Origin of the sequence: Streptomyces sp. DSM 40750 (assembly GCF_024612035.1) — a bacterium.
Taxonomy (GTDB): domain Bacteria; phylum Actinomycetota; class Actinomycetes; order Streptomycetales; family Streptomycetaceae; genus Streptomyces.
This window is the reverse complement of sequence record NZ_CP102513.1, coordinates 7,282,543-7,300,926: the sequence shown is the minus strand read 5'-3', so window position 1 is coordinate 7,300,926 and position 18,384 is coordinate 7,282,543. Positions and strand designations below refer to the sequence as shown.

Genomic DNA, 18,384 nt, shown 5'->3' with positions numbered 1-18,384 from the left:
TGATGCGGGACAGCCACCGGGGGGAGGCCGAACGGCTGTTGGTCCGGGCGGTCGAGGAGGAGGTTCGCAGGTCGGGCGGCCGTACCGACGGCGTGGTCCTCCTGGGCCGCGCCCGCGCCGCCCTGGACACGATGGCCCAGAAAGCGGCCGAGGAGTACGAGGCGTACACCCGCGCACTGGACGAATCGGAGGCCGGCCGTCTCACCTTCGGCCAGCGCTACGCGAAGGAAGGCTCCGGAACTCCCCTGCTGGTCGCGGCCGTAGCCGCCGGCACGGCAGTCGTGGCCGACCTCTCGTTCGGCGTCGACGCCGGCACCGCCGTGAGCACCGGCGTGATCGTCGGCATCGCGAGCGCCGTGGCCACGGTTCTGAAGGTGACCGCCTCCCACCTCCCCGCGAACCACCACCGCGCGGGCGCCCTCGGCCAGCCCGGCGGCCCCGAGCAGCTACGGCTGCAGTGGCTGACGGCGCTGGAGGTGCGCGGAATACGGCCGTTCCTGGACCAGCAGCGCGTACTCGCCGCGTCCACGGCGAAGAAGAAGGCGCCCCAGCTGCGCGGCGCCGACAAGAGCGCGGCGGCGCGGCGGCGCAATGTGCTGGAGCAGTCGTTCGCCCAACTCCCGGAGACCGACCACCGGTTCGCGGACCGGCGGGCGGAGATGGGGAAGATCCGCCAGTGGGTGCAGGCGGCCCGCGCCGAGACCGAGACCCGGCCGACGGTCGTCGTGCTGCACGGCGCGCCCGGCTCCGGCCGCACCGCCCTCGCCGTCCGCGCGACGCACGAGCTGCGGGACTACTTCCGCGGCGCCTGCGTGGTCGACCTGCGCGCCGACAGCCCGGAGGAGACCCCGCTGTCCACGCGGGACGCGCTGATGCATCTGCTGAACCGTCTCGGCGCCCCCCGCGACCAGCTCCTCTTCCGTGAGCGCACCTCCCAGGACCAGCAGGTGAAACGGCTGAGCGAGCTGTACCACCAGCATCTGACGGCCCTGCCGGTGACGATCGTCCTGGACGACGCCTCCGACCCCGAGCAGGTCCGCATCCTCGTCCCCGAACGCTCCGACAGCCTCGTCCTGGTCACCGCCCGCACCCCGCTCGCCCTGCCCGCCGACCTCCCCGCCTGGGTCCACCAGCTCCCCGTCGAGGCACTCGACGGCGACGGCGCGCACGAACTGCTGAGCACGGCGGCACAGGACGGCTCGGTGCTGACGGCGGGGGCGCCGTCCACGCGAGCGCCCGTCGGGGCGGGGGCGGGCGCATCCCCGGGGACGTCGTCGTCCGTCTCGTACGACGCCGAATCCGTCGCCCGCATCCGCCAGCTGTGCGGCGGGCTGCCCCTCGCCCTGCGCGTCGCGGGCTCGTCCCTGGGACCGCGTACGCCCGGCCAACTGGCCGCGGACCTGGGCGCGTACGGCCCGGTCGAGCCGATCGAACGCGCCCTCTGGCTGCGCTACACCGACCAGTCGGACCCCTCCCGCCGACTGCTGCGCCGCCTGGCGCTGGCGGGCCGGGCATCGTTGGGCGCGGCCGCCGCCGCCTCCCTCCTCGCCACCGACGAGACGGAGGCGACCCGTCACCTCACCGCGCTCGCCCGCGCGGGCCTGATCGACCATGTCCACGGCAACCGCTACCGCCTGCACGACATGGTCCGCGCCTTCGCCCACGCCCGCCTCCTCGACGAGGAGGAGCCGAGCGAGCGCACGGCCGCGCAGGAACGCCTGATCGTCACCTACGCGGATCTCGCCGACTCCGTCCTCCGCCTGGTCGACGGCAACATGTCGACCCGCTCGGACCGCTTCGGCCAGCACGGCTTCGTCTCCCTGGACGAGGCGCTGCGCTGGCTGGACGACGAGACGAGCTTCATCACCTCCACGCTCCGGCATGCGGAGGGCGTGAACCAGGCGGCGGTCCTCAGCCTCCTCGGCGCCCTGTGCGACTACTGCCTGCTGCGCGGCGACCTCTACCGCCTCGGTGAGCTGAACGAGCTGGCCCAGTCGGTGGACCAGGGCCTGCTGACCCGCTCGGTCCAGTGGCGTACGGGTATCGCGGCCCGCCAGCTGGGCGAGCTGGACAAGGCCCGTACGACGCTGACGTCGGTGGTCGGCCTGTACATGGAGACGAACCACGACGCGGGCGCCGCCCGTGCCCTGTGCTCCCTGGGCATCACCCTCCACCACCAGGGCAACCTGACCGAGGCGGCGGAGAAGCTCCTGGAGGCCCTCCAGCTCCAGTCGGTCCCCGAGCTGGCGGCGGACCGCGCCTGGACGATGCACGCCCTGGCGGCGGTGGAACGCGACCGCGCCCACCTGGCCGACGCGCTGGACCTGTTGACCCGCGCCCTGGTCATCCACCGCCAGCAGGAATCCCTGCACGGCGAGGGCTGGGCGTACTTCCAGCTCGGCCAGCTGCTGCTGCGCATGGGCGAGGTCCCGCGGGCGGAGAGTGAGCTGCGGACGGCCCTCGACCTGTTCGGCCGCACCCGCGACGCCCGCGGTCAGGCCTGGTCCATGACCCAGCTCGCCCGCGCCCGCCTCGTCGCGGGCGACCCCTCCGCCGCCGTCGACGGCCTCCGCCAGGCCCTCTCCCACCACCGCGACAACGAGGACGCCCGCGGTGAGGCCTGGACCGGCTACTACCTGGGCCAGGCCCTGGAGGAGACGGGCAACCTCGACCAGGCGGTCCGTGAGCTGGAACGCTCCCGCACGGCGTTCTCCCGCATGCGCGACGTCTACGGCCTGGCCTGCGCCCGCCACCACTCGGCCCGGGTCACCCGTGACCAACGAGCCGTCCAGACCGGCTCGTTGAGGAACTCCGGCTTCGCCCGCCAGCTCCTCGTCGACGCCCGCGCCGACTTCCAGCGCATCGGCGTGGCCCACGGCGAGGCCTGGACCTGTCTGGAGCTGGCCGTGGTGGACGCGGGCAACACCCGCACCCCGCAGGCGCTGGCCCTGTGCGACGAGGCGGCGCGGCTGTTCACGTCGTACGGCGACCGTCGCGGCGAGGACTGGGCCCGCTTCCTGAGGTGCACGCTGCTGCCGTACGCGGCGCCCGGCGGCGTCGAGATCGGCACAGCCGTCGCCGAGGAGGAACTGGCCCAGCTCTCCCGCACCGCCCACCCCCTGCGCGACGAAAAGCTCGCCGAATACGTCGAGGCGTATCGGCTGCTGCTGGAGCGAGGCGTGAACCTGGAGGGCGGCTGGCGCGCCTGGACCCTGGGGATGGTGCCGAACCGGCATGCCCGAGAGGTGATGGGGGTGCCGGTGACAGGCGGGCAGGGGTGAGCGGAGGGCTTGGTGGTCGACCTCCACGGCGACCGGCTTCCGCAGCGACCGGCTACCGGCCTCCACTGCGACGCGGCGTGGCTCCGTGACACCTGAACGGTGTCACGGAGTCACGCCGTCGAACCGTCGCGTCGGCGCTCAGCCCTTCGCCGGCGTCGTCTTCCCGCCCGCATCCGTCGTCGTCTCCTCGACGGATGCGTCCGGCGTCTCCGTGAAGTCGACCTTGCCCATGTGCTTGTTCATCGACTTCATCAGGCCCCAGACGGCCAGGGCCATCACCGCGAAGACGATGAAGCCGAGGACGCCGGGGGTGACCTTGTCCTTGTCCAGCTCCTTGGCGAGAGGGACGAGGTGTGTGACTGCCAGGCTTACGCTCATGCCTGGCATTGTCCCCCAGGGCTAGCGGATGCCCGCAAAGAGGTCGTCCTCGGGGAGGGAGGTGTCCACGAGGGACTTCGCGAGCTCGTACTCCTCGGTGGGCCAGACCTCCTTCTGGATCTCCATGGGAACGCGGAACCAGCCGCCGTCGGGGTCGATCTGCGTGGCGTGGGCGATGAGTGCCTTGTCACGGATCTCGTAGAAGTCGGCGCAGGGCACATGCGTGGTGAGGGTGCGGTCCTTGTGATCGGACTCGTCCCAGCGCTTGAGCCAGTCGCCGTACGGGGACTCCATGCCGCGCGACACCAGGGCGTGGTGCAGCGCCTCGGTGCGGGGGCGGTTGAAGCCCTGGTTGTAGTACAGCTTCTGCGGCTGGTACGCCGGGCCGTACTCGGCCTCGGGGTACTTCTCGGCGTCCGCCGCCCCCTCGAACGCCACCATCGAGATCTTGTGGGTCATGATGTGGTCGGGGTGCGGGTACCCGCCGTTCTCGTCGTAGGTGGTGATCACCTGGGGACGGAACGCGCGGATCTTCCGGACCAGCTCACCGGCCGCCTTGTCGACGTCCTCCAGGGCGAAGCAGCCGTCGGGAAGGGGCGGGAGGGGGTCGCCCTCCGGGAGACCGGAGTCGACGAAGCCGAGCCACTCCTGCCCGACTCCGAGGATCTCGCGGGCCTCGTCCATCTCCTTCTTGCGTACCTCGTGAATGTGCTCCTCGATGTACTTGTCGCCTTGCAGCTTGGGATTGAGGATGGAGCCGCGCTCGCCGCCCGTGCAGGTCACGACCAGCACGTCCACCCCCTCGGACACATACTTCGCCATGGTGGCCGCACCCTTGCTCGACTCGTCGTCGGGGTGCGCGTGCACGGCCATCAGTCGCAGCTGGTCAGTCAAGACTCATTCCCTCGTAAGTCGGCGCCCGGCCTGTGCTTCGGTGACTCGGCCCGGCGCGATCCGGAGAGTCCATAGTGCCGTCCCGTTCGGACACCCCATGCGGGGCGGCCGTCAGGGGCCTGGGCGGAGGCTTCTATAGTGACGGAATCGGGGGGCGGGATATTCCCGGCCCAGAGCCTGGACGCCCCTTCCGGGAGCAGGTTCCCTTTCCGAGAGGACGAGCATGAGCACGGCGAGCACTCAGCTGCCCGAGGGCCGTTACGGCCGCTCCGCGGACGAGCGCGCCGACCGCAAGCTCAAGGCCATCGGCGCCGTCCTGGGCGCCGCCCTCCTCGTCCTCATCGGCTGGTTCGCCTACCACTACGTCGCCGGCAACAGGATCAGTGTCGAGATCTACACCTTCGACACCTCGGCGAATTCGGTGAAGGTGCATCTCAGGGGCGACAAGGACGCGGGCGTCAAGGGCTACTGCACCGTGCGCTCCCAGTCCGAGGACGGCGCCGAGGTCGGCCGCGCCGACTTCCGCTTCGATGCCGACACCACGGACATCGACGAGGTCTTCACCCTGAAGACGACGTCGCGCGGCACCACGGCCGAGCTGCTCGGCTGTCACGCCAACTGATCCCCGACTGCCCCAGGCTCTCCGAATCACTGCGCTGACCTGCGTCGACGTAACGCTTGTGGTTTATGTCCTCCCCCTTCCGCCGCTGAATTGTTAGGCTCGTGGTTTCGCCCACTCGTGAAGGAACATTCTTCTGGGTAGGGCGATGCTTTGTATTCCCAGTACCTACGAGGAGCACCTGTGACCCAGACCAGCGAGAACGTCACCTGGCTGACCCAGGAGGCGTACAACCAGCTCAAGGCCGAGCTGGAGTACCTGTCTGGTCCTGCGCGCACGGAAATCGCCGCCAAGATCGCGGCCGCGCGCGAGGAGGGCGACCTGCGCGAGAACGGCGGGTACCACGCGGCCAAGGAGGAGCAGGGCAAGCAGGAGCTCCGCGTGCGCCAGCTGACCCAGCTCCTGGAGAACGCCAAGGTCGGTGAGGCTCCGGCGTCGGCGGACGGAGCGGTGGCGCCCGGCATGGTCGTGACGATCGCCTTCGACGGTGACGAGGACGACACGCTGACGTTCCTGCTCGCCTCGCGCGAGTACGCGAGCTCCGACATCGAGACCTACTCCCCCCAGTCCCCACTGGGCTCGGGCGTGACCGGCAAGAAGGTCGGTGAGGACGCCCAGTACGAGCTGCCGAACGGCAAGTTCGCCTCGGTGAAGATCCTCAAGGCCGTGCCCTATCAGAGCTGAGCCGCACGGCCGCACCCCTGATGCCCCGACCGAGCCCCCGGCGCCCCCTCGGCGCCGGGGGTTTCGTCATGCCGTCGCCGAGCGGTACTTCCGTACGGACAGGGTCCGGAATATGACGATGATCAGGACCGAGTAGATCAGCGAGGCCCACACCGGGTGCTGCATGGGCCAGGCGTCCGACGGCGACACCCCCGGGTTGCCGAACAACTCACGGCAGGCCTGGACGGTGGCGCTGAACGGGTTCCAGTCGGCGACATGCCGCAGCCAAGGCGTCATACGGCTGGAGTCCACAAACGCGTTCGAGATGAACGTGACCGGGAACAGCCAGATCAGCCCGCCGGAGGTGGCCGCTTCGGGGGTGCGCACGGAGAGGCCGATGAGCGCACCGACCCAGGTGAACGCGTAGCCGAGCAGGAGCAGCAGCCCGAAGGCGCCGAGGACCTCGCCGATGCTGGTGTGGGTGCGCCAGCCGACCAGCAGGGCGACCACGGCCAGCACGGCCAGGGTGAGCGCCGTCTGGACCAGGTCGGCGAGCGTCCGTCCGGTCAGCACGGCCCCGCGCGCCATGGGCAGCGAGCGGAAGCGGTCGATGAGCCCCTTGTGCATGTCGTCGGCGATGCCCGCTCCGGCGCCGGCGGTGGCGAAGGTGACGGTCTGCGCGAAGATGCCGGCCATCAGGAACTCGCGGTAGACGGCGGAGTCCGTGGTGCCGCCGACAGTCATGGAGCCGCCGAACACATAGCTGAACAGCACTACGAACATGACAGGTTGAATAAGCCCGAAAATTACCATTTCTGGAATTCGGGACATTCGAATCAGATTGCGCTTGGCGATGACCAGCGAGTCCCGGATGGACTGGGTGATCGGATTGCCTGGCGGTGCGACCCGCACGGCGTCGGTGACGATGCTCACCTCCCGGCCTCCTTCCTGCGGCCCCGCCCCTTGGCGTCGGCTGCCTCGGCTTTCCCCTCGGCCTCGTCCTTCACCTCGGCGGTGTGTCCCGTCAGGGAGAGGAACACGTCGTCCAGGGTGGGGCGGCGCAGGCCGATGTCGTCGATCTCGATGCCTCGGGTGTCCAGCTCGCGGATGACCTCGGCGAGGAGCTTGGCACCGCCGGCCACGGGCACGGTGAGCCGGCGCGTGTGCTCCTCGACGGTGGTCTCACCCTTGCCGAAACCGGTCAGCACCTCGACGGCGGTCGGGATGTGCTCGCGTTCGTGCACGACGACCTCGACGCGCTCGCCGCCGGTGCGGGCCTTGAGCTGGTCGGAGGTGCCGCGGGCGATGACGCGGCCGTGGTCGACCACGGCGATGTCGTGCGCGAGGTGGTCGGCCTCTTCGAGGTACTGGGTGGTGAGCAGCAGGGTCGTACCGCCGGAGACCAGTTGCTTGATGACCCCCCACAGCTGCTGGCGGTTGCGCGGATCGAGTCCGGTGGTCGGCTCGTCCATGAACATCACCGGCGGTGAGACCACCAGCGCGGCCGCCAGGTCGAGGCGGCGGCGCATACCGCCGGAGTAGGTCTTGGCGGGCCGGTCGGCGGCGTCGGCGAGGTGGAACTGCTCCAGCAGCTCGCCCGCGCGCACCTTCGCGTCCTTGGCCCGCATCTGGTAGAGCTGGCCGACCATCTGCAGGTTCTCGCGCCCCGTCAGATACTCGTCGACCGCGGCGAACTGGCCGGAGAGGCCGACCGAGCGGCGTACCGCGTCGGGGTCTTTCAGGACGTCGATGCCCGCGACGATCGCCTTGCCGCGGTCGGGCCGCAGCAGGGTGGTGAGGCATCGGACGGTGGTCGTCTTGCCCGCGCCGTTCGGCCCGAGCAGACCCAGGACGGTGCCCTCGGGGACATCGAGGTCGACGCCGTCCAGGGCTCTTACGTCACCGAAGGTCTTCACCAGGCCTTCGGCATAGATGGCGCCTGGCATGTGATTTCTCCACGTCGTTGGGGTTCCTTCGCAAAGCCTCGGTTTGTACTTTTCGTGCTGCCTGACGGGTGGCGTGGGCCACACCGCCGAGCGAATACGAGACACACCATAACGCGATGTATCGCGTCCCTCAATGGACTTACCCGAACGGGTGACAAGAGGAGGCCGACCTCAGTCGATGACGGTGTAGCCCGCCTCACGGAGGGCGTGGTTGACCTCGGCGCAGTGCTTCGGCCCCCTCGTCTCCAGGTGCAGTTCGACCTCCACCTCCGTGAGCCCGAGCCGGGGGTCGGTCCGCACATGACTCACGTCGAGGACATTAGCGTCGACCACTGACAACACCCCGAGAAGCGTCGCGAGGGCGCCCGGGCGGTCGGTCAGGCGGAGACGAACCTGCAGGTAGCGGCCACCGGCGGCCATGCCGTGCCGCAGGATGCGCTGCAGCAGCAGCGGGTCGACGTTGCCGCCGGAGAGCACCGCGACGACCGGGCCCTGGAAGGACTGCGGGTCACGCAGCAGGGCCGCGACGGGGCTGGCGCCGGCCGGTTCCACGACCAGCTTGGCCCGCTCCAGGCAGAGCAGCAGGGCGCTGGAGAGGTTGTACTCCGAGACCGTACGGACCTCGTCCACCAGGTCCGCGACGATCGCGAACGGCACGTCGCCGGGCCTTCCGACCTTGATGCCGTCGGCCATCGTCGCCGGGTTCGCCACGGCCACGGGCAGCCCGGCGGCGAGCGAGGGCGGGTACGCGGCCGCGCCCTCCGCCTGAACGCCGATGACGCGCACATCCGGCCGCAGCGACTTCACCGCGACCGCGATGCCCGCCGCGAGCCCGCCCCCGCCGATCCCGACAACGATCGTGCGCACCTCGGGGCACTGCTCCAGGATCTCCAGACCGACCGTGCCCTGACCGGCGATGATGTCGTGATGGTCGAACGGGTGGATGAACACCGCGCCCGTCTCGGCCGCGTACTCCTGAGCAGCGTCCAGCGTCTCGTCGACCACCGTTCCGTGCAGGCGCACCTCGGCGCCGTACTCCTCGGTCGCGCTGATCTTCGGCAGTGGGGCGCCCTTCGGCATGAAGACCGTGGAGCGCACGCCGAGCAGTGACGAGGCGAGGGCGACGCCCTGGGCGTGGTTGCCCGCGCTCGCGGCGACGACGCCGGCGGCGCGCTCCTCCGGCAGCAGGCCGGCGATACGGACGTACGCGCCGCGCAGCTTGAACGAGCCGGTCCGCTGGAGGTTCTCGCACTTGAAGTGCACCGGCGCGCCGACGAGCTGCGACAGATGCCTGCTGCCCTCCATGGCGGTGACACGTGAAACGCCCGTAAGCATCTTCTGCGCGCCTCGCACGTCGTCGAGCGTCACCCTCGGAAAGGAGTCAGCCGTGCTATAGCTCATGACCACAGTCTCGCAGTTCACAGGGGTCGAACGCGGGTGTGACCAAGGGGCGGGACCGGGTTTCAGCGGGGCCCGCACACCTCACGCCCGGTCCGCGTACTCTGTCCCCCAACCCAGCGCCCCACGCATGAATTGAGCCTTTGGCCATGCCCACAACACCTGAAATGTCGATGGACATGACGACCGTCGGTGACAACGGTCTTCTCGACACGCTGCAGCACGAGGTAGCGGTGTTCGCACGCCGTGCCGAGCAGACCCGGCTCGGCGGCGTCGGGCAGGTGCGCAACTCCATGGACCGTGCCGCGTACCTGCTGCTCAACCGCCTCGACAAGGAAGGCCCGATGGGCGTCAAGGCGCTCGCGGCGAGCATGGGGATCGACTCCTCGACGGTCACCCGTCAGGTGGCGCCGCTCGTGGACACCGGTCTCGTCAAGCGCACCTCGCACCCGGAGGACGGCCGCGCGGTGGTGCTCCAGCTGTCGCCTCGCGGGCTCTCCCGGCTTGAGGAGGTACGTTCCTCCAGGCGCCAGTTGATGGCCGAGCTGACCCAGGACTGGGCCCCCGAGGAGCGCGAGGCCTTCTGCTCCCTCCTCACCCGTTTCAACACCGCGCTCTCCACCCGCATGGCGGCCGCCCCGGAGGCACCGTCGGCGTCCTGACCCTTGACCGCGCGCCCGCTCCTGGCCTCATATGAGACCGGGCCCTCGTCGTACACGGCGGACGAAGACGCATCCGTACGCGGCCGGGCCCCGTTTTCCTCAGGGTCGGCCTCAGGCGGGAGGCGCGGTGCGAGAACGGCATGGGGCCCAAGGCGCCCGAAGGGCCCGGGAGTTCGAGGCGTTCGTCGCGGGTGCGGCGGGGCGGCTGTTGCAGACCGCCACCCTGCTCACGGCGGAACCGCCGAACGACAACCCGCGCGCGCGGCGGCTGCTGACCCATGCCCTCGCCCACACGTACGCCATCTGGGACCGGCTGCGCGGCGAGGACCCCTACGACCGGACCCGTCAGCAGCTGGCCCTCCGTTTCGCGCGCGGGGCCTGGCACCACCACGGCCTCTTCCGCCCCGCGCCCGGCGGCGCACTGGGCATGCTCAGCCCCCAGGAGCGGCTGATCCTCGTCCTCAGGCTCTACGAGGGTGTCGCCGAGGAACAGACGGCGGCGCTCCTCGGGCTGCCCGTCGAACGCGTACGGACGATCTGTCTGCGCGCGATGGCTACCGTCCTGCATCCCCCGCGCGAGGCCGCCCGCGGGGTGGCGGAGGTGGCGCCGTCATGAGTCTGCGCGAGCGCGAGGCGTCCGTACGGCGGATCCTGGACCGGACGCCGCCCCAGGTGCCGCCCGACCTGTGCGCGGCCGCGGTGCGGCGCGGCGGGCGCATGCTGCGGCGCCGCACGGCGGCCCGCCATCTGATGTGGCTGGTGCTGCTGGCCGCCGTGGTCGCGTTCTTCGTGTGGGCCCTGCTGGCCCGCCCCTGGGTGGAGCCGCCGTCGGAGACGACCCCACCGCTGACGGTTTGGTGAGCGCCCGGGAAAGGGCCTAGCCCAGGGCCTGCTGGAGGTCCTCCAGGAGGTCGTCCACGTTCTCGATGCCCACGGAGAGGCGTACGAGGTCGGCGGGGACCTCCAGGGCGGAGCCGGCCGCGGAGGCGTGCGTCATGCGTCCCGGATGCTCGATCAGGGACTCGACACCGCCCAGCGACTCGCCGAGGGTGAACACCCTGGCGCGGTCGCAGACCGCGACCGCCGCTTCCTCACCGCCGGTGACCTGGAACGACACCATGCCGCCGAACGCCTTCATCTGCTTGGCGGCGACCTCGTGCCCGGGGTGCTCGGGCAGGCCGGGGTAGAGAACACGGGACACGCGCGCGTGCCGGGTGAGCATGTCGGCGACCTTGGTGGCGTTCTCGCTGTGCCGGTCCATGCGGACGGCGAGCGTCTTGGTGCCGCGCAGCACCAGCCAGGCGTCGAAGGGCCCGGCCACCGCGCCCATCGCGTTCTGGTGGTACGCCAGTTCCTCGCCCAGGTCCTGGTCGCCGACGATCAGGGCGCCGCCGACGACGTCCGAGTGGCCGCCCATGTACTTGGTGAGCGAGTGCACGACGACGTCCGCGCCGAGCGCGAGCGGCTGCTGGAGGTAGGGGGTGGCGAAGGTGTTGTCGACGACCAGCTTCGCGCCGGCCTCGCGGGCGACCTGGGCGACGGCCGGGATGTCGGTGATGCCGAGCAGCGGGTTGGAAGGGGTCTCCACCCAGACGACCTTCGTCTTCGGGGTGATGGCGGCCCGGACGGCCGTGGGGTCGCCGGTGTCGGCGACGGACCAGTCCACGCCCCACCGGGAGACGACCTTCGCGAAGAGGCGGAACGTGCCGCCGTACGCGTCGTTGGGGATGACCACGTGGTCGCCGGGGCTGAGCAGCGTACGCAGCAGGCAGTCCTCGGCGGCCAGGCCGGACGCGAACGCGAGGCCGCGGCGGCCGCCCTCCAGGGCGGCGAGGTTCTCCTCCAGCGCGGTGCGGGTGGGGTTGGCGCTGCGGCTGTACTCGTAGCCGCCGCGCAGGCCGCCTACGCCGTCCTGCTTGTAGGTCGAGACCTGGTAGATCGGCGGGACGACCGCGCCGGTGAGGGGATCCGCGGTGTTGCCCGCGTGGATCGCGAGGGTCTCGAAGTGTTGGCTGGTGTGGGTGTCGCTCATAGGGATCGAGCGTAAGCGCTCCGCTGGGCAGGGGGCGCCTTATGGCTCGGGGGAAGCTGTGATGGGGCGGCCGCGGGTCGTTCGTGGCCCGTCGCGCCCCGCGGCGGAGCCGCGTATGTCACGGCCCCGCGCCCCTGACGGGCGCGGCGGCCCCCGGAGTTTTCCACAGGCCCCCGACCGGGTTGGGCAATTGTCGGCGGCGTCTGGAACCCTTGTGGCATGGAGATTCTCTGGGTCCTGATGGCGTTGCTCATGATGGGCTTCGTGCTGTGGCCGATCGTGACGCGTCGGCGGGCCGGTATTCAGCAGGTGGAGGCGGGGCACCCGGACGCGGCGGACCCCGCGAACTACGGGTTCGTGCGGCAGGAGCTGCTGGACGTGCGGATGCCGGGGCCGGACCAGGATCTGCTGGACGTGCTGGACGTGGTGCAGCGGTCGCAGGACTACCGGACGGCGAAGCAGCTGCTGGCCGGTACGGAGGCGGACGGCGAGGTCCGTTGGCAGCGGGTGCAGGCGTTCGCGGGTGCGGCCTCGCTGGAGTTGGCGCAGCGGCCGGGCGGGGTGGGCGAGACTCCGGGCGGGCAGTGGCTGCGGGTGTGGCGCGCGGAGGCGCCCAAGGACGCGGGCGGCGCGGCGGTGCACGCGGAGTTCCTGGTGCAGCAGGCGTGGCGGACGTCGACGCCGGGCACGGACGACTTCCGGATCATCATGGAGGAGGCCAGGTCGGCGTGCGGCGACGCCGCGTTGCTGGCCCCCGGTGACCCGATCCCGTACATCATCGAGCTCTCGGTGGCGCGCGGGTTGGCGTACTCCCGCGAGGAGTTCGAGCAGCTCTGGCTGAAGATCCTTGACCGGTCCCCGGCGCACATGGGCGCGCATCTGGCGGCCCTGCACTACTGGTGCGAGAAGTGGCACGGCTCGCGGGAGCTGGCGTACGCCTTCGCCGAGGCGGCCGCGGCCCGCGCCCCGCAGGGGTCGCTTCTCGCGGCCATGCCGCTGTTCGCGGTGTTCGAGCACCTGCCCGAGGTGAACCTGGTGCAGGGGTTCTACGAGAGCGAGGTCGTCACCAAGGCGATCCACGGTGCCCTGTTCGCGGTGCACGCGGCACGGCCCGACGACCCGATGCTGTCCCATGTCCGCCACCTGCTGATCTTCTTCCTGGTCCGCGCCGAGCGCTGGTCCGAGGCCATGAACCAGCTCGTCCACGTGGACGGCCACGTAGGCGCCCTCCCCTGGACCCTCACCTCCGACCCGGCCGCGGACTACGCGATATTCCGGGCGTTGGCGGTGGCGGGATATGAGGCGAACGGTGGCAGCCCGGCGACGCTGCTGCACTGAAGCGTTATCCGAAGGGGTGAAGGGGCGGAGCCCCTTCAGGGGCGCGGGCCGTGACCTACCGCGGCTCCGTGACCTACTGCGGCTCCGTGACCTATGCGGCCCCGCGACATGTGCGGCTCCACCGCAGGGCGTGACCAGCCACGACGAGCCCGCAGCCGCCATCCCCGCCACACACTCCACTCACTGGGCACGCGGCCCCCAGTAAGCCCTTGCAACCCCGCACACCCGTGCGAAATACTCCGCCCCTCACACCTTTCGGTCATGGACACGTCCCAGGCCGCCCGATTTCACCGTTTAAATGATCGTTCGCGATCTTTCCCGTGGGGGGAACTCTGCCCAATGGGCGCGACCCTGCGCGCACTGCGCGCCCTCGTGCTGCTCGCCGGCTTCTATCTGCTCGGCGTGATCCTGCTCGCGGCGCTCGCCGGCGCCGACTACCTGCTCTACCTGCACGCTCCGACCAGCCTCGCGACCAAGCTGTACGTGGTCTCCGTACTGCTGGCGATCCCGCTGGTCCGCGGTCTTTTCATGCTGCGGACCCCGAGGAGCGAGGAGTTGCCGGGCCTGCCGGTGACAGAGGCCGACGAGCCCGAAGTCTGGCGGACCGTACGGGAGCTGGCCGACAAGGTCGGCACCCGGGCGCCGTCCCGGATCGTGCTGACGGCCGACGTCAACGCCGCCGTCAGCGAGGACGCCCGGCTGCTCGGCCTGCTGCCCGGCCCACGCCGCCTCTACCTCGGCGTACCGCTGCTGCAGGGCCTGACCGAGGCGCAGTCGCGCGCGGTCCTCGCCCATGAGCTGGGCCACTACTCGAACGCCGACACCCGGCTCGCCGCGATCACCGTGCGCGGCCGGGCCCAGGTGCTGCGCACCATCCGGCACTTCGAGGAGCGCGCCGACAAGACCGCCGGGCGCGAACGGGCCCGGCAGGAGAAGAAGAACGCCAAGGCCACGGCCAAGGGCAAGGAGACCAAGGAGATCGACACCGGGCACGCGGGCGTCACGTACCGCGTGATGGCGAAGATCTACATCGGCTACGCCAAGCTGTACATCCGCGCCACGCTCGCCGGTTCGCGCCGCCAGGAGTACGCCGCCGACGCGGCGGCCGCCCGGATCGCCGGGCGGGAGGCCACCGCGTCCGCGCTGCGCGAGATACCGGCGCTGGACGCCGCGTTCGGCTTCTACATGAACAGCTACGCCACCCTCGGCGCCGAGGCCCGGCTGCTGCCGCCGCGCGGTGAGTTCTTCGGCGGCTACGGGCGGATGCTCTCCGCCCGTCAGCTCGAACTGGTCGGTCTGCGCACCGAGTTGCCCACCGAGCCCTCGTCGCCGTACGACTCTCACCCGCCCATCGCCGACCGGGTCCAGCGCATCGAGGAACTGCCCGCCGACGGCCGGGCGGACGAGGCCAAGGGCGCGGCGCTCGGACTGCTGGCCGACCCGGACCGGACCCTGGCGGCGCTGGAGGACGCGGTCCTCGCCGAGGACGTCCGGCGCTTCCGGCGCGCCGGTGACTGGCAGGAACTGCTCGACGGTTCGATGGCCGCGAACTTCGCCGGTCTCGACACCGCGCTGCACCGGGCGCTGGCGATGTACACCAAGGACCACCCGTCCCTGCCCGCGCTGCTCAAGGTGATCGACGACGGTCAGCTGTGGCAGCTGGCGCGGCGGCTGCCCCTGTCGGACCAGGCGGCCGAGGCGCAGGGCCGGGCCTTCCGCGAGTTCGTCCGGCCCGCGCTGGCGGACGCGCTGCAGGGCATGGTGCTGGCCGAGCTGAGCGCCCACTCCCGGCTGCGCTGGGAGTTCTCCTGGTCGGAGCCGGCCTCGGTGCATCTGCCGCCCGCGCCGGACGGCATGGAGACCGACCTCGGCGCCGCCCTTGACGCGGCGATCGCCGACCACCCCGACACCGGGCCGCTGCGCGCGCTGCTGCCCGCTCCCCAAGGACCCGCCGCCCGAGAAACGGACGCACCGCGATGACCGTACTGCTGTGGATACTGGCCGTCCTGGCGGTGCCGACCCTGCTCTTCGGCCTCTGGATGGCCTGGGTCTTCCTCAAGGAGTTCTTCTCCCCCAGCGCCGATGCCGACCCGGACGTCGCCGAGGCGATGGGGCTGCTGCCCGCGGAACGGCAGAACACCAAGTACGCGGGCGCGCTGCCCGCCGGCTGGGACGCGACGTTCGCGGCCGTGCGCGGCGGTGACTGGAAGGCGGCCGCCAAACTGCTGCAGGACATCGGCCGCGACTGGGACCGGCGGTCCCGCGCGGCGGCCCTGCTGGGCGACATCGCCGCCGATGACGACGACTGGTTGCTCGCGTGGGAGGCCGACCGGCCCGACGACCCGGACGCGGCCGTGGTCCGCTGCCGCAGCACGGTCATCCTCGCCGGGAACCTGCGGGGCGCGAAGAAGGCCAAGTACACGACCGGCGAGCAGTTCGCGGGCTTCCACCGGATGCTGGAACGTTCCCGCGAGGAGATCGCCCGGGCAGCGCTGCTGAACCCCGACGACCCCACTCCGTACGTCACGGAGATCGCGGTCGCCCTCGGGCTCGGCTATCCGCACGCCGAGATGGACAAGCTCTGGACGGAGATCACCGCCCGGGCCCCACACCACTACGAGGCGCACTACTCGGCGCTGCAGTACTGGTGTGCGAAGTGGCGGGGCTCGGAGAAACTGGCGACGGAGTTCGCCGAGCGGGCGGCGGCCAACGCGCCGCTGGGCAGCCTGCTCACCGTCCTGCCGCTCATCGCGCACTTCGAGCACGACACGTCGGACGACAACAACGTGGACCGTACGCCGAAGATGATCGGCCGCGTGGACGCGGGGCTCGCCGACGCCGCCGCGGCCGACCCGTCCCACCCACGCCTCCCCGAGTTGCGGCACCTCCTCGCGTACTACCTCTCCCTCCAGGACCGCGACGACGCCGCGCTTGAACAGTTCAAGCTGGTCGACGGGTACGTCAACGCCCTGCCGTGGCGCTATCAGGGCGACGACGAGGCGATGGCCGCGTTCTACTGCCGTATCCGGAACTCGTCGGCACAGGCCGTGGCGGCGGCAGCGGCCGACTGACCCGGCGCGGAGTCGGCCGGAGGTCGTGAGCGATCGCGCACGGAATGCGGGCGGTACCTGGAACGTTCTCCAGGTACCGCCCACTCGTTTCAAGCCCCCGAGCCCGTCGAGCCCCGATCCCCAAACCCAGCCCAAGCCTCAGCCCAAAGCACCCCAAGGAGTAGGAGCCCCCATGCTCTTCGGCCGCACGCCCCAGCTGCCCACCCCCGAGCAGGCTCTGCGTGGCCGCGCCGAGTCGCCGTTCACCGTGCCCGACCGCCACACCGTGCTCGGCACCCCGCTCCTCGGCCCCTACCCCGAGCACCTGGAGACCGCCGACTTCGGCCTCGGCTGCTTCTGGGGCGCCGAGCGGAAGTTCTGGCAGCTCCCGGCGGGCATGTGGACGACCCTCGTCGGCTACCAGGGCGGCTTCACGGAGAACCCCACCTACGAAGAGGTCTGCTCCGGCCTCACCGGCCACACCGAGGCCGTCCGCGTCGTGTACGACCCCGCCCTCATCTCCTACGAGCGTCTCCTCCAGGTCTTCTGGGAGTCCCACAACCCGACGCAGGGCTTCCGCCAGGGCAACGACGTCGGCACCCAGTACCGCTCCGCCGTCTACACCCACACCCCGGCCCAGGCCGCGGCCGCCGAAGCCTCCCGCGAGGCCTACCAGAAGGTCCTGGCCTCGTCCGGCTACGGCGAGATCACCACGGAGATCCTCCCGGCGGAGGGCCGCACCTTCTACCCGGCCGAGGGCTATCACCAGCAGTACCTGGAGAAGAACCCGGCGGGCTACTGCGGCATCGGCGGCACGGGCGTGTCCTGCCCGATCGGCGTGGCCAAGGCGGATGGCTGAGCTCGCCGAGCCCCTCCCGCCCGCCGTCGCCGCGACGCTGAACGCGCTGCTGACCGCCGAGAACCCGGTCGGCAGCGCGCTTCGCGCCCAGATCCCGTACGCCCATGTCGTCGGCGGGTGCGGGTGTGGGTGTGCGACGGTCGATCTGGCCGTGGACCGCGAAGCAGTGCCTCCGGCGCCGACTCGGAGCGACGGCCTCGCCGCGGACGCCTGGTACGTCACTCCGGACGACGCCGGGGTCATGGTCTTCACGCAGGGCGGCTACCTCTCGCTGCTGGAGATCTACTCGGCCGCCCCCGAGCCGGTCACCGCGTGGCCGGAACCCCGGTTCGTCGAACGCGCCTGAGACTGGCTCCGGTCGGGGTTGAAGCGGCCTCAGTGCCCGCCCCCCTCCGGCTCGAACCCCGCGAGCATCTGTTCCAGCGCCGCCTGGTCCGGCCCCATGAACGGTGGGGCGTCCGGGGCGGTGGCGAGGGTGTCGAGGAGGGAACCGGTGATGCCGGCGGCCGGGGGGAGGTGGGTGGAGAGGACGAGGTCGGGCTTGCGGTCCTTGAGGGGCTGGAAGGTCGCGAGGAACTTCTCCATGTCGACCGTCCTGACCCAGGGGCTGTCCACCGTGGCCCAGAGGAGCTGGGCGGTGCGCAGGTCGTCGACGGCGACGTCACGGATGTCATCGGCCTGGGCGAGGTCGGCCGTGGGGAGGGGCGCGCCGAAGCAGTCGGAGCTGAAGCAGACGCCGGAGTGGTCGTCGAAGAAGCCGACGGTGGCGGGGTTGTCGAACAGGGGCGGGCGGAAACCGGTGAGGGTGCGGTCGCCTATGTCCATCGTCTCGCCGGGGTTCAGGAGATAGCAGCGGTCGAGGGGCAGCGGGCGTTCGCAGGAGAGGATCCCCGCGCCGATGAACGTCGTCACGACGCGTGCCTCGGATGCCGCCGCCAGCAGGTCGAATATCCCGCCCGTGTGGTCGCGGTCGGGGTGGGTGAGCCAGATCCAGCGCACGTCCGCCGGGTCCAGCACCGTGCCGAGCGTCTCGACGAAGTTCCGGTCGGGCAGGCCCAGGCCGCTGTCGACCACGACCGGCTGGGCGGCCAGCAGGACGAAGGCGTTGACCGGGATATGTCCGATCCCGGGGACTTCCAGGCTGTCAGCCAGCACGCTGATGTCCGGGCGGACCCTGTGGACCGTACCCGGTCGGACCTTTTGCAGGGGCATGTCGATCACATCTCTGAAGCCCCCCGGGTGGTGATCGTGCCGCGACCGCCTG

18 protein-coding genes are annotated in these 18,384 nt (G+C 70.9%); 11 read left to right on the top strand and 7 right to left on the bottom strand.

Translation table 11 applies throughout. The features are described from left to right. Nucleotides 1–2: 2 nt before the first annotated feature. The gene (locus JIX55_RS32610) at nucleotides 3–3,281 is read left to right on the top strand and encodes a tetratricopeptide repeat protein (protein WP_257566802.1); all 3,279 of its coding nucleotides are present in this window, start codon (nucleotides 3–5) and stop codon (nucleotides 3,279–3,281) included. Between the two features lie 138 nt (nucleotides 3,282–3,419). On the opposite strand, the gene JIX55_RS32605 is transcribed toward JIX55_RS32610, so the two are convergent. Together JIX55_RS32605 and mca are read right to left on the bottom strand one after the other, a co-directional pair. Continuing rightward, on the bottom strand, nucleotides 3,420–3,659 hold the full coding sequence (locus JIX55_RS32605; protein WP_257566801.1) for a hypothetical protein: 240 nt from the start codon (nucleotides 3,657–3,659) through the stop codon (nucleotides 3,420–3,422). A 21-nt stretch (nucleotides 3,660–3,680) separates the two neighbouring features. Beyond that, entirely contained in the window at nucleotides 3,681–4,532 is an 852-nt protein-coding gene (gene mca, locus JIX55_RS32600; protein WP_257569560.1) for a mycothiol conjugate amidase Mca, read from the bottom strand. Between the two features lie 244 nt (nucleotides 4,533–4,776). On the opposite strand from mca, the gene JIX55_RS32595 reads away from it, so the two are divergent. Then, nucleotides 4,777–5,175 carry a DUF4307 domain-containing protein gene (locus JIX55_RS32595; RefSeq protein ID WP_257566800.1) on the top strand — a complete coding sequence of 133 codons (399 nt, stop codon included), beginning with the start codon at nucleotides 4,777–4,779 and terminating at the stop codon, nucleotides 5,173–5,175. Nucleotides 5,176–5,355: 180 nt separating this feature from the next. Further along, entirely contained in the window at nucleotides 5,356–5,856 is a 501-nt protein-coding gene (greA, locus tag JIX55_RS32590; protein ID WP_257541234.1) for a transcription elongation factor GreA, read from the top strand. Between the two features lie 66 nt (nucleotides 5,857–5,922). Here greA and JIX55_RS32585 read toward each other — a convergent pair whose 3' ends face one another. The 3 genes from JIX55_RS32585 to ilvA all read right to left on the bottom strand — a co-directional run bounded on the left by JIX55_RS32585 (nucleotide 5,923) and on the right by ilvA (nucleotide 9,182). After that, nucleotides 5,923–6,768 (bottom strand): ABC transporter permease, encoded by an 846-nt coding sequence (locus JIX55_RS32585; RefSeq protein ID WP_257566799.1) that lies wholly within the window; start codon nucleotides 6,766–6,768, stop codon nucleotides 5,923–5,925. Next, nucleotides 6,765–7,781, bottom strand: coding sequence for an ATP-binding cassette domain-containing protein (locus JIX55_RS32580; RefSeq protein WP_257566798.1), 1,017 nt, complete (start codon nucleotides 7,779–7,781; stop codon nucleotides 6,765–6,767). The genes JIX55_RS32585 and JIX55_RS32580 overlap by 4 nt, the downstream gene beginning before the upstream one ends. Before the next feature lie 171 nt (nucleotides 7,782–7,952). Continuing rightward, entirely contained in the window at nucleotides 7,953–9,182 is a 1,230-nt protein-coding gene (gene ilvA, locus JIX55_RS32575) for a threonine ammonia-lyase (RefSeq protein WP_257566797.1), read from the bottom strand. Between the two features lie 164 nt (nucleotides 9,183–9,346). Between ilvA and JIX55_RS32570 the strand changes: the two genes are divergently transcribed. From JIX55_RS32570 to JIX55_RS32560, 3 genes are all read left to right on the top strand, one after another. Then, entirely contained in the window at nucleotides 9,347–9,841 is a 495-nt protein-coding gene (locus JIX55_RS32570; RefSeq protein ID WP_257569559.1) for a MarR family winged helix-turn-helix transcriptional regulator, read from the top strand. Nucleotides 9,842–9,968: 127 nt separating this feature from the next. Beyond that, nucleotides 9,969–10,457 carry a sigma factor-like helix-turn-helix DNA-binding protein gene (locus JIX55_RS32565; RefSeq protein WP_257566796.1) on the top strand — a complete coding sequence of 163 codons (489 nt, stop codon included), beginning with the start codon at nucleotides 9,969–9,971 and terminating at the stop codon, nucleotides 10,455–10,457. Beyond that, nucleotides 10,454–10,702, top strand: a complete 249-nt coding sequence (locus tag JIX55_RS32560; RefSeq protein WP_257566795.1) for a hypothetical protein — start codon at nucleotides 10,454–10,456, stop codon at nucleotides 10,700–10,702. The genes JIX55_RS32565 and JIX55_RS32560 overlap by 4 nt, the downstream gene beginning before the upstream one ends. A 16-nt stretch (nucleotides 10,703–10,718) precedes the next feature. On the opposite strand, the gene JIX55_RS32555 is transcribed toward JIX55_RS32560, so the two are convergent. Beyond that, nucleotides 10,719–11,873, bottom strand: a complete 1,155-nt coding sequence (locus tag JIX55_RS32555; RefSeq protein ID WP_257566794.1) for a cystathionine gamma-synthase — start codon at nucleotides 11,871–11,873, stop codon at nucleotides 10,719–10,721. A 219-nt stretch (nucleotides 11,874–12,092) separates the two neighbouring features. On the opposite strand from JIX55_RS32555, the gene JIX55_RS32550 reads away from it, so the two are divergent. The 5 genes from JIX55_RS32550 to JIX55_RS32530 all read left to right on the top strand — a co-directional run bounded on the left by JIX55_RS32550 (nucleotide 12,093) and on the right by JIX55_RS32530 (nucleotide 17,466). After that, on the top strand, nucleotides 12,093–13,211 hold the full coding sequence (locus JIX55_RS32550) for a hypothetical protein (RefSeq protein ID WP_257566793.1): 1,119 nt from the start codon (nucleotides 12,093–12,095) through the stop codon (nucleotides 13,209–13,211). A gap of 339 nt (nucleotides 13,212–13,550) precedes the next feature. Further along, complete coding sequence (locus JIX55_RS32545; RefSeq protein WP_257566792.1) at nucleotides 13,551–15,191, top strand: M48 family metallopeptidase; 1,641 nt, start codon at nucleotides 13,551–13,553, stop codon at nucleotides 15,189–15,191. Continuing rightward, a complete protein-coding gene (locus tag JIX55_RS32540; protein WP_257566791.1) occupies nucleotides 15,188–16,282 on the top strand; it encodes a hypothetical protein in 1,095 nt (364 codons plus the stop codon). Before JIX55_RS32545 ends, JIX55_RS32540 begins: the two co-directional genes overlap by 4 nt. 172 nt (nucleotides 16,283–16,454) lie before the next feature. After that, nucleotides 16,455–17,120 carry a peptide-methionine (S)-S-oxide reductase MsrA gene (gene msrA, locus JIX55_RS32535; protein ID WP_257566790.1) on the top strand — a complete coding sequence of 222 codons (666 nt, stop codon included), beginning with the start codon at nucleotides 16,455–16,457 and terminating at the stop codon, nucleotides 17,118–17,120. Beyond that, nucleotides 17,113–17,466 (top strand): hypothetical protein, encoded by a 354-nt coding sequence (locus JIX55_RS32530; RefSeq protein WP_257566789.1) that lies wholly within the window; start codon nucleotides 17,113–17,115, stop codon nucleotides 17,464–17,466. Before msrA ends, JIX55_RS32530 begins: the two co-directional genes overlap by 8 nt. A 29-nt stretch (nucleotides 17,467–17,495) precedes the next feature. Here JIX55_RS32530 and JIX55_RS32525 read toward each other — a convergent pair whose 3' ends face one another. Next, nucleotides 17,496–18,332, bottom strand: a complete 837-nt coding sequence (locus JIX55_RS32525) for an MBL fold metallo-hydrolase (protein ID WP_257566788.1) — start codon at nucleotides 18,330–18,332, stop codon at nucleotides 17,496–17,498. Nucleotides 18,333–18,384: the final 52 nt, after the last annotated feature.